This window comes from Stenotrophomonas sp. WZN-1 (assembly GCF_002192255.1).
Classification (GTDB): Bacteria; Pseudomonadota; Gammaproteobacteria; order Xanthomonadales; family Xanthomonadaceae; genus Stenotrophomonas.
On the sequence record NZ_CP021768.1, the window covers coordinates 1,716,559 to 1,727,490 of the forward strand.

Here is a 10,932-nt window from a genome sequence, read left to right on the forward strand (position 1 = left end):
GGCCCGGCTTGGGTCTCTGGCAAGCAAGGGTTGGCGCGGTGCGCCGTATCATGGGCGGATGTGCTGGGCGTGGAGTGCCTGGCATGGCCGCCTGCTGCAACGCCACTGTCATCGATGGCCGTCACCCTGCTGGCCTTTCCAGCCTCGGGGTGGTTGGCCGGCCGTGAACAGCGTGAGGATATGGGAGAAGAGCTACGCGCTGCGCAGACGGCTGCTGCGTGGCTTCTTCCTGCGCCGCGGTTCTGCCAGCGAAGACGCCGAGGACCTGGCGCAGGAGGTGTACCTGCGGCTGCTGCGGACCACCGGCGAGAATGCCGCAGCGATCGAGAATCCGGAGGCCTACCTGTTCACGGTCGCGGCCAACCTCGCGCGCGAGCATGCGCGCTCGCGTTCGTCGCTGCCGCCGCTGGAAGACGTTGGTCTGCTGGCGGAAGTGCTGAAAAGCGAAGAAGACATCGAAGGCGAGTTCGAGCGCGCGCAGCGCTGGAACGATATCCGCACCACCATCGCACGGCTGCCGGCGACCACGCGGCGGGTGATGGAGCTGCATTACCGCGACGGGCTGGACTGCCCGGCAGTCAGCCAGCAGCTGCAGGTGTCGGTGCACATGGTGCGCAAGCACATCGGCAAGGGGCTGGAAGCCTGCAGGAAGGCGCTGGGCGCCCGGGAGCACACATGAACCGGAACGCATCGCCTGTGGCCGACGCCACGATCGCCTGCGAGGCCATGGACTGGTTCCTGCGCAATCGCGAGGGCGTGCTGGGCGAGGCCGAGCAGGATGCGTTCCTGCACTGGATGAAGCGCTCGCCCGAACATGTGCGCGCCTATATGCACGCCCTCGCGCTGCACCGGCAGGTTGGTGAGGCACTGCAATCGCCGTTGCCTGAAGAGGCGCCGGCGCCGTCACGGCAGGCGGCCGCCAAGGTGGTGCCGCTGTTCGGTGGCGCACCCGCCGCGCCGCCCGCTGCACCGCGTCGCAGCCGCGCGCGCCGGTGGGCGCTGGCTGCCGCAGCCTGTATCGCCCTGCTCGGCGTGGGCCTGGTTCCGCAGCTGATGCCCGCCGAACAGGTGTACAGCGCTGGCCACGGTGAACTGCGTGACCTGGTGCTGCCCGACCGGACACAGGTACGGCTCAATGCGGACAGCCGACTGCGGGTACGCATGGGCTGGTTCAGCCGCAAGGCGGAACTGTTGCAGGGCGAGGCGACGTTCGACATCGCACGCGATCGGCGACCATTTGAAGTGCAGGTGAACGGCCTGGAGATCCGAGACATCGGCACCGTGTTCGATGTATCACGGCGGCTGCAGAGCACGCGCATCGGCGTGGTCTCCGGCGAGGTCGAGGTCTGGAGCCACGGTGCGGACGCCCGGCGTCTTGCGCAACTGGGCGAAGGCCGGGTGGTGCAGGTCGACGCGCGCAGCCATGCGGTGGAGTTGTTGGATGTGCCGCTGTCGATGCTGTTGGACTGGCAGCAACGCAAGGTCTCTTTCCTGGACGAGCGACTGGATGAGGTGGCCGCTGCCTTCAATCGCCACAACCAGGTGCAGGTTAGGGTGCTGGATGAAAGTGCGGCGTCGGCGCGGTTGTCCGGCAGCCTGGATGCGCATCGCATCGGTGCGCTGCAGGCCTTCCTCGAACGCGACCCGCGCTTCGTGGTGAGGCGCGAAGGCGACACCGTGCGGGTTGGCAGTCGCTGAGGTCGACGTGGCCGTGGGCTGTCAGAAAAAATTCATCGAATCCGCGTTCTCCACTTCGGTGGTTACGGGCTCTTACTTGGGAGAAGCCGCTGCCGAGTCACGCAGCGGCGCCTGCTGCCTTCTCTCTCTCAAGGACCCGTGATGCGCAACACGCTCTACCTGTCGATCATCCTCGCCCTGTCCCCCTGCAGCATGCCGCTGGCCTTCGCCGCCGGTGCCGATGGCCTTGAGGCGCGTGTGTCCACGCCGATCGCGGCGCAGCCGCTGGCGCGCGCGCTGGAGCAGCTGTCGCGCAGTTCTGGGGTGCAGTTCCTGTACTCGGCCGATGGCAATGCCCGCATGGCCGGTGCGGTGCCGCGCGGTGCCACCGTCAAGCAGGCGCTGGATGCACTGCTGGCAGGGACCGGCCTGGGCTACACCGTGGTCGATGGCAACGTGATCGCCATCGATCCGGCGCCCGCACGCAACGAACCGAAGCCGGTCGCGCCGAAGCCGCGCGAGGCCGAGGCGGTGGTGGCACCGACCCTGGACACGGTGAAGGTGATTGCCGCGCATGAGGTGATCGACCAGAAGAAGACCTCGCCGGTGATCAAGGATTCGGTGGTCTACGACGAGATGGACAGCTACGGCGACGAAACCCTGGCCGAGAGCCTGATGGCCGCGCCGGGGCTGAGCGCGGTGGAAGACGCTGGCGAACCGCGTTATGTCACGGTACGTGGCGTGCAGGCCAACCTCAACTACACCACCATCGATGGCATCGCGATTGCCAGTGTGGGTGGAAGTGGCTCGGGTGAGCGCATGAACAACCTGCAGCTGATTCCCAGCGATATCGGCACCCGCACCGACATCTACAAGAGCTTCAGTGCCGAACAGGCGCCGGATGCGATCGGCGGCGTGATCGACATCATCAGCCGCAGCGCCTTCGACCGTTCCGGAAAGTACGTGTTCGCCGATGTGGCCGGTATCTATTCCACGGCCGAGACCAATGTCGAGCGCAGCGCCGGTGGCAACCACGAGACCCTGGGCCACTTCGGCAAGAGCGCCAAGATGGTGTTCTCCAACCAGTTCGGTGCCGACCAGGAATTCGGCATCGTCGCGGTGGCGCGCTATGAGCAGCGTTCGCGCAACAGCGTCAAGCGCTGGGTGGAGTCGAACTACTACTACAACGACGCCGGCAAGTACCTCACCGACGGCACTACCGGGCCGGACCAGGCCAAGGGCTGGAACGGGCTGCGTGCGCCCGGCAATTTCAGCACCGGTACCTACACCAACTTCATCACCAACTTCGGTGGCTCGGCCAAGCTGGAATGGAAGCCGTCGGACGATCCGTTCTACGCGTCGCTGCTGCTGTACTCGTACCGGTTCTACGAGAACTCGACGATGAACAAGACCGATCTGTACGGCAATGCCAAGTTTCCGATCCGCAACCAGACCGAAGACAGCGGCACCACCCAGATCAACAGCATCTACATCAAGAACCGCCACGACCGCTGGGACCGCAGCAACCGCGGCGCCATCGCCAGCTTCAACTGGGATATCGGTGATCGCTCGCGGCTGACCCTGCGTGGTGGCCACACCGAAGAGACCTTCCACAACAGCCAGGTCTACTGGGGGGTACGCGCCTACCCGAGCAACCTGTTCGTCGACTACGAGAACGACAGCCATGGCTTTCCCAATGCGGTGGCGGTATCCGATACCAGCCTGCTGACCAGCTCGGCGTTCAAGCTCAACCCGGCACAGGCCTATGTCTCGCCGCGGGATGCCAAGGAGAGCATCGACAACCTGCGTGCCGACTTCGGCTACAACATCGACGCCGATGCCCGTGGCTTTGGCCTGGCCGCCGGTGCCGAGTACCGCCACCTGAAGATCTGGCAGGACATCGACTTCGACTACTACAAGAGCAGTGCCACGCTGAACGATTACCTGTACCCGGGTTCGACGCTGCTGGGCAGCGTGCCGGGCTTCCCGTTGATCGACAACCGCAAGTGGAACGAGGAGCTGGCGCCGACGCTGGGCAGCAACAACGCGGCCTATCCGAATGCCAACTTCACCAGTGACTACAAGTACGTGGAGGACATCACCAACGCCTACGTGTCCGCACACTACGCCTGGGACCGGCTGCTGCTGATCGGCGGCCTGCGCTACGACCACACCCGCTTCGATGCCTACAGCCCATCCAGCGATGATGGCGGCGCTACGTATACCTCCGCCTTCCGCAACACGAGCGGTGGCTACAACAACCTGCTGCCCTCATTGAATGCGACGTTCAAACTGAGCGAGGACCAGCGCCTGCGCTTCTCCGCCAGCCGCACGCTGGGCCGGCCGACGCCGAGCAACATCGCCCAGGCCAGCAGCACCAGCTGTGGCGATGACGAGGAGGGCAGGGGCTTCTGCACCATCAAGCAGGGCAATGCCAACCTGCAGCCGCGGCGCTCCACCAACATCGACTTGGCGTGGGACCTGTACTTCAACGGCAACAACGGCCTGGTCTCGATCGCGCTGTTCGACAAGGTGATCAAGGACGACATCTACACCCTGACCACCTTCGAGAACGTGGGCGACACCCGCTACCGGGTCACCCAGCCGATGAACACCGACGAGTCCAGGCTGCGCGGCGTCGAGTTCGCGGTGGCCAACCGTAACCTGCAGTGGGGCCGCCAGCGCTTCGACATGTACTTCAACGCCACGCGGCTGGACGGCCAGACCAACTACCGCATCAGCGATGGCACCGAGCGCCGCCTGGATCGCCTGCTGTACCAGCCGGACTGGTCGCTCAATGGTTCGGTGATCTGGCGCATGCCGTGGAAGAGCGCGCAGCTGCGCCTGTCCGGAACCTACCGCAGCCGGATGCTGGTCGACTTCGGCGATACCCAGTGGCTGGATTCGTACTACGACCCGTACATGACCTTCAACATGGCCTTCAGCCACAAGGTCAGCAGGCACGTGACGCTGAAGTACGAGGCCAAGAACCTGTTCAACACCCAGCCGACCTACAGCACCGGTCCGAACGGGCGCTTCCGTACCGAGATCGACGACTACGGCCGCTTCTTCTACTTCCACATCATCTACAACTGAGGGCGCAGCCGTGGATACGATCAATCGCAGGCGATTCCTGGCCCTGGCCGGCCTGTCCGCCGCCGGCGCCTGGATGGGCACGGCGCACGCGCTGGACGCACAGACCGATGCCACCGCGCTGAACCCGCGCAACCTGCTGGCCTCGCCGCGGTTCGCCAGCACGCCGTTCGCCCTGGGCGTGGCCTCGGGTGATCCTTCGGCCGATGGCATGGTGTTGTGGACGCGCTTGGCGACCGAGCCACTGGAGTTCGGCGGTGGCATGCCGACACGGCCGATGGTGGTCGAGTGGCAGCTGGCCGCGGACGAGGGCATGCGCAGGGTGGTACGCCAGGGCTCGGCAATGGCGCATCCCGAACTCGGCCACGCCGTGCACGTGGAGCTGGAAGGATTGGCACCGGGCCGGCCCTACTGGTACCGCTTCACCATAGGCGGTCACGCCAGTGCGGTCGGTTGCACCCGCACGCTGCCCGCAGCCACTGCCGCAGTGGATCGCGTGCGCTTTGCGGTGGCCGGTTGCCAGCACTACGAAGAAGGCCACTACACCGCGTGGCGGCGCATCGCCGAGGAACCGCTGGATTTCGTCTTCCACTACGGCGATTACATCTACGAAGGCGAAAGCCAGCCGGGCCTGCGGAAGATGAACGGCCAGCCGTTCACCAACCTGCGCAATCATGTCGGGCCGCAGACCTACACGCTGGACGACTACCGCCGCCGCTACGCCCAGTACAGGAGCGATGCCGACCTGCAGGCCGCACATGCGTCTGCACCGTGGTTCGTCACTTTCGATGACCATGAAGTGGACAACAACTGGGCAGGTGCCGAAGACCAGGACGATACCCCCGGCGAGGTGTTCCTGCTGCGCCGCGCACAGGCCTTCCAGGCCTACTACGAGAACATGCCGCTGCGTCGCTCGGCATTTCCGCGGGATGGCCACATGCAGCTGTACCGGCGCGCACGCTACGGCGCGCTGATGGACCTGCACCTGCTCGACACACGCCAGTACCGCAGCAAGCAGGTGAACATGGCGCTGCGTGAGGAGGTGGAATCACCGGAGCGCAGCATTGTGGGTGCGAAGCAGGAGCGCTGGCTGTTCGACGGCCTGGCCGATGCCGCGCCGCGTTGGCACACCATTGCCCACCAGGTGGCACTGGGCAACTACATGCGCGAGAAGGGCGGGGTAGTGCAGTCGTCCGACGACCAGTGGTCGGGCTATCTGGACAGCCGTCGGCGCCTGCTCGACCACATCCAGAAAGTCGGCTTCGGCAACGTGGTGACGGCGTGTGGCGACGCGCACCGGCATTACGCCAGCGACCTGGTGCAGGATCATCGCGATTCGGGCGTGGTCTCCAGCGAGTTCCTTGCCACTTCGATCACTTCGGGAGCCGATGGCCAGGGCGTGGACGTGTATGCGCAGAATCAGCTGCGGCACAGCCCGCACCTGAAGGCGACCATCGACAAGCGCGGCTATGTGCTGTGCGATGTCACACGTGATGCATGGATCGGCGACATGAAGACGCTGGATACCGTGATGCAGCCGAGTGGCGCGCTGCAGAGCTGGAAGCGCTACGCGGTGGAGCACGGCCGGCCGGGGTTGCAGGAGGCCTGATCGGGCCACCGGCTTGTAGAGTCGAGCACGGCTCGACTCTACAACGGCGGAGGGCTCAATCGTGCTCGAACCGCAGTGGTTCGCTGCCCATCGCAGGGTCACTGGTGCCGGCGCGACCATCCTCGGCGCGCCCCGCCAGGCGCAGCACACTCTCACCTGCGCTGACGCGCAGGTCATACCAGCCGGCGGTAGGCGTTGCATCCCACGCCAACGAAGTCTCTGCATGTGCGGGCAGTGCCAGCGTCTGCTCGGGCATGTGCCCGGCATAGGCACCGGCATGCACGCGCAATTGCTGCGTGATGTCACCCATATTGCGCAGGTGCAGCCGCAGCTGACCGTCGGCAGGCTCGATCGCCGCCTGTACGGCGGGCGCCTTTGCCGCCCCCTGGAAATGGCGGTGGAAGCCGTTCGGGCCCAGCAGCCACAGGTCGTAACGACCGTGTGCATCCAGCCGCCAGCGCTCCCGCAGTGGCATGCCCGGCACCAGCGTATAGCGGCGTGGCACCGCATCCAGCCTCAGCCGGTCGTAGATATGCAGCACCGCCGCCGCACCTTCGCAGGACAGCGCCAGATCCACGCCCGAGCCGTCGACCGCAGCAATCGATGCCTGCGGCCGGTAGGGCAGGGCACGCGCCGGGCGTACGCCGCTTTCCTGTTTCGCCGGCTTCAGTCCGTCAGGCAACGCCGGCACCGTGCGTCCCGGCAGGGCGGCGGCACGTGCGGCCACCGCGCTCACGTCGGGCAGGCCGCGTACGAACGGACGGGTATCGCGCTGGGCGAAGTCGAAGGCATTGCTCAGGTCTCCGCAGACCGCGCGGCGCCAGGGCGAGATGTCCGGTGCAGCCACGCCAAAGCGGCGTTCGATCAGCCGTATGACCGAGGTGTGGTCGTACACCTGCGAATCGACCCAGCCACCGCGGCTCCAGGGCGAAATCACGTACAGCGGCACGCGTGGGCCCAGCCCATACGGGCGGCCGCGCAGGTCGGCCGCGTCGTACTTTTCGTCACCCGTTGCCGGATGGCGGTGGTACTCGCCCTCGGTACTGACCGAAGACGCACCCGCCCAGCCGCCGTCCACCGGCGAAGGCGGTGCCGGTGGCGGCATGTGGTCGAAGAAGCCGTCGTTCTCGTCGAACATCAGCAGCAGGGCGGTGCGGCTCCACACCTCTGGATCGGCAGTCAGCGCATCCAGCACGCGCGCGGTATAGGCCGCGCCCTGGGCCGGGCTGGAGGGGCCGGGATGCTCGCTCCCGGCTGCGTCGGCGATGATGAAGCTGACCTGTGGCAGACGCCCATCGATCACGTCCTGGCGCAGCTGCGCCAGTCCACGAGTGCTGACGCCGCGTGCACGCAGCTGCGGGTCATGCCCTGGCGCAGTGCGGTAAGCCTGGCGGAACGCCTCGAAACCGGCCAGCGGGTTGTCGGTGAAGTTGTCGGCCATGTCCTGGTAGATCTGCCAGGAAACGCCTGCCTTCTGCAGGCGTTCGACATAGCTGGTCCAGCGATACGACGCCGGATGCCCGCCGTGCTCGGGGAAGTTATCGTGCGAGTTGGCGATCACCGGGCCGCCAGCACGCGCGTGTGCATCATTGTGACCGGTCCACAGGAAGACCCGGTTCGGGTTGGTTCCGGCCTGCATCGCGCAGTGGTAGGCGTCGCAGATGGTGAAGGCATCGGCCAGGGCGAACTGGAACGGCAGGTCGCTGCGCTGGAAGTAGCCCATCGAGTGGTTCTGCTTGGCCGTCGGCCATTGCCCCATGCGTCCGTGGTCCCAGGCCCGTTGTGCATCCGGCCAGGTGTGCGGTGTGCCCTCCACCCGCATGTAGCCGAAGTGCGCGGCGGTATCCAGCGGGAATGGCGCGATCGCGCGCTGGCCGCTGGCATCGGGTTGCAGCCACAGGCTGCGCGCGCGGCCGCCGGCCTGCAGTGCCGGCGCCGGAGCGACGAAGCGATCGCCGAAACCACGCACGCCCGGCAGCGTGCCGAAGTAGTGGTCGAACGAGCGGTTCTCCTGCATGAACACCACGATGTGCTGCAGGTCTTCGAGGCTGCGCGTCTGCGCGGCGGGAGCGATCGCTGCAGCCCGGGCGATGCTGGGCAGCAGCGGGGAAAGGCCGGCGGCAACGCCGGCCTGCAACAACCGGCGTCGGCCGATATCGGTCACGGGCTCACTCACAGGTCCACACGGAAGGAGATGCCGACGGTGCGCGGTGCGCCGATGAAGGCGTTGTCGCGGCCGTCCACCCCTGCAAGATACCGCTTGTCTGTCAGATTGCTCACCACCAGGTTGGCGCCCATGCCCTTCAGGCGCGGCGACAGGCCCTGCAGGTCGAAGCCGATGTTGGCGTTGAACACGGTGGCCGAAGGCAGCTTGTTGACGTTGGCGGCATCGAGGTAGCGCGTGCCCAGGTAGCGACCGGACAGGCCGAAGTTCCAGTTCTCACCCTGCCAGTCCGCCGACAGCACCAGGGTCTGTTCGGGCTGGCCGATCACCTTGGCGCCGTCGACGATGCCCAACTGGGTATCACGTGCGGCATCGCCACTGCCCAGGTACTTGGAGCGGTTGTAGGTATAGGCGGCGTTGAGGCGCCAGCCATTGTCCCAGCCATAGCCGAACGCCGCCTCCAGGCCGTTGCTTTCCACGCCGCCGAAGTTCTCGTAGACGCCGTCGGTCTCGCCGAGATAGTCGATGCCGCTGACGAAACCGGCCGGCAGGTAGACGATGCGGTTGTCGAACTTGATGTTGTACAGGGTGACCGAGGCGGTCAGCGGCCAGCGGCTGATGCGCATGCCCACTTCGATGTTGTCGGCGGTCTCCGGCTCGACGTTGCGGAAGCGCTGCGGGTCGGTCTCGCCGAGCACGCCGGAGGGGATGGCGGCGAAGTTCTGCGAGAAGCCAGCGAACAGCTCCATGCCTTCCACGCCGGGCGCCCAGGTGAAGCCGGTGGACAGCAGCGGATCGGACTTGGAATCGGATGTGACGTGCTCGCTGGCACCGATCACGCGGCGGCGCGACTGGTCCACGAAGAACTGCTTCACGCCCAGGCGTGCACTGAACGGGCCGAAGCGGGCCACGTCCTCGACGTAGTACATCTGCTCGTCGACCTTGTACTTGTCCTCGAACTGCACCCAGTAGGGCTGGTGGTCGAAGGCGATGTCCTGGCCGACGTTGAGCAGGCGGTGCCAGTCGCGGCGCGCCGAGCGGTCCAGCTTCTCCACCCACAGGCCGCCGCGGATCGTGTTGTCGACCGCACCGAAGGTCTGGCGCCACTCGACGTCGGCGGTCACGCCCATGCGGTCATTGTCGTAGTGGGTGTGGCGATACGACTGCGCGCCCAGCACGTTGCCGGCATAGCAGTTCGGATCGTATTCGGCAGTGAAGCCCAGCCGCGGCGTGCAGCTGGCCAGGCGCTGCGCGGCGCTGCCATCGGGATTGACGAAGAAGATCTGGCCGCGGTTGCTGCCGCCATACACGGTCTTTCCACCGATGTACTCCGACTCGGGGCGGCCGGCACCCTCATCGCTGACCTGTGCCAGGTACGGTGGCAGCCAGTCGCCACGACCTTGCATGCGGTGCCCGTAGGCCGCCACCGAGGCCTTGAAGCCGTTGCCGCCGTCGAAGGCCGCGCGCAGGTAGCCGAAGGTGTTCTCGCGCAGCGCACGCGAACCGGAACGGTAGTTCTGGTCCAGGTAGGGGATGCCGGTGAGAGTGCCGACCAGGTTGTCGCGGTCCGGATTGGTGGCGAAGCCCTTCGGCGAGACGCTGGTGTACTCGGGCTCGTCGGCATCGTTGTAGGACAGGTAGCCGGTCAGCGTCCAACGGTCCAGCTCGGTGATGAACTTGCCGGCGATGTGGTCGTTGCTGGTCTTGCCGCTGCCATCGATCCAGTCATGCATGCGCGCCGACGAGGCACTCACCCAGGCGCGGGTATGGCCGCCGAGCAGGCCGGTGTCGTAGCGCACGTAGTACTTGCGTGCTTCGTTGTCACCGGCACCCACCACGAAGCGCAGGCGGCTGTCCTGCAGCGGATCGCTGGTGAGGAAGTTGAGCGTGCCACCCAGCGCTTCGTTCGAGCGCGAGGAGATGTCGGCGGTGCCCTGGCTGACTTCCACCGTTTCCAGATCGAGGGTGTCGATGTAGCGGTTGGCCAGCGAACCACCGCCGTAGCCGGAGCCTCCGTTGGGCAGGCCGTCGATGGTGGTGCCGATCTGCTGGGTATCACGGTTGGTGACGAAGCCACGCATGCTGATCTGCGTGCCCCACACCGACGAGCCGGTGGCGTCGGCTTCGCTGACCACCACGCCGGGCACTTCGTTGAGCGCGTCGTTGACGCTGCTCATCACGGTCTGCCGGTTCAGCGTTTCCGCACGCACCGAGGTCTTGGCGTAGCTGGTAGCCTGGCCGATCACCTGCACCTGGTCGAGGGTTCGCGCATCGCTGCTGCGCGCTTCGGCCGCGTCGCCCTGCGGTGCTTCGGCCAGGGCGTCCAGTGCGGGGGCGATCAGCAGGGCAAGCAGCGGGACACGGGGAAAGCGCGCAGACGTTCGCATCG

At 66.2% G+C, this 10,932-nt stretch carries 6 protein-coding genes; 4 read left to right on the forward strand and 2 right to left on the reverse strand.

All coding sequences use genetic code 11. The features are described from left to right. Nucleotides 1-163 precede the first annotated feature (163 nt). The 4 genes from CCR98_RS08165 (at nucleotide 164) to CCR98_RS08180 (ending at nucleotide 6,379) form a co-directional block, all read left to right on the forward strand. Nucleotides 164-679: a sigma-70 family RNA polymerase sigma factor gene (locus tag CCR98_RS08165; protein WP_087922207.1), complete on the forward strand. Its 516-nt coding sequence runs from the start codon at nucleotides 164-166 to the stop codon at nucleotides 677-679. Next, nucleotides 676-1,698, forward strand: a complete 1,023-nt coding sequence (locus CCR98_RS08170; RefSeq protein ID WP_087922208.1) for a FecR domain-containing protein — start codon at nucleotides 676-678, stop codon at nucleotides 1,696-1,698. The genes CCR98_RS08165 and CCR98_RS08170 overlap by 4 nt, the downstream gene beginning before the upstream one ends. A 141-nt stretch (nucleotides 1,699-1,839) precedes the next feature. Further along, nucleotides 1,840-4,773 carry a TonB-dependent receptor gene (locus tag CCR98_RS08175; RefSeq protein WP_087922209.1) on the forward strand — a complete coding sequence of 978 codons (2,934 nt, stop codon included), beginning with the start codon at nucleotides 1,840-1,842 and terminating at the stop codon, nucleotides 4,771-4,773. Between the two features lie 10 nt (nucleotides 4,774-4,783). Beyond that, complete coding sequence (locus CCR98_RS08180; RefSeq protein ID WP_087922210.1) at nucleotides 4,784-6,379, forward strand: alkaline phosphatase D family protein; 1,596 nt, start codon at nucleotides 4,784-4,786, stop codon at nucleotides 6,377-6,379. A 55-nt stretch (nucleotides 6,380-6,434) separates the two neighbouring features. On the opposite strand, the gene CCR98_RS08185 is transcribed toward CCR98_RS08180, so the two are convergent. Together CCR98_RS08185 and CCR98_RS08190 are read right to left on the reverse strand one after the other, a co-directional pair. Further along, complete coding sequence (locus tag CCR98_RS08185) at nucleotides 6,435-8,543, reverse strand: phospholipase C, phosphocholine-specific (RefSeq protein WP_087922211.1); 2,109 nt, start codon at nucleotides 8,541-8,543, stop codon at nucleotides 6,435-6,437. A gap of 8 nt (nucleotides 8,544-8,551) precedes the next feature. Continuing rightward, the gene (locus CCR98_RS08190; protein WP_087922212.1) at nucleotides 8,552-10,930 is read right to left on the reverse strand and encodes a TonB-dependent receptor; all 2,379 of its coding nucleotides are present in this window, start codon (nucleotides 10,928-10,930) and stop codon (nucleotides 8,552-8,554) included. Between the last annotated feature and the right edge of the window lie 2 nt (nucleotides 10,931-10,932).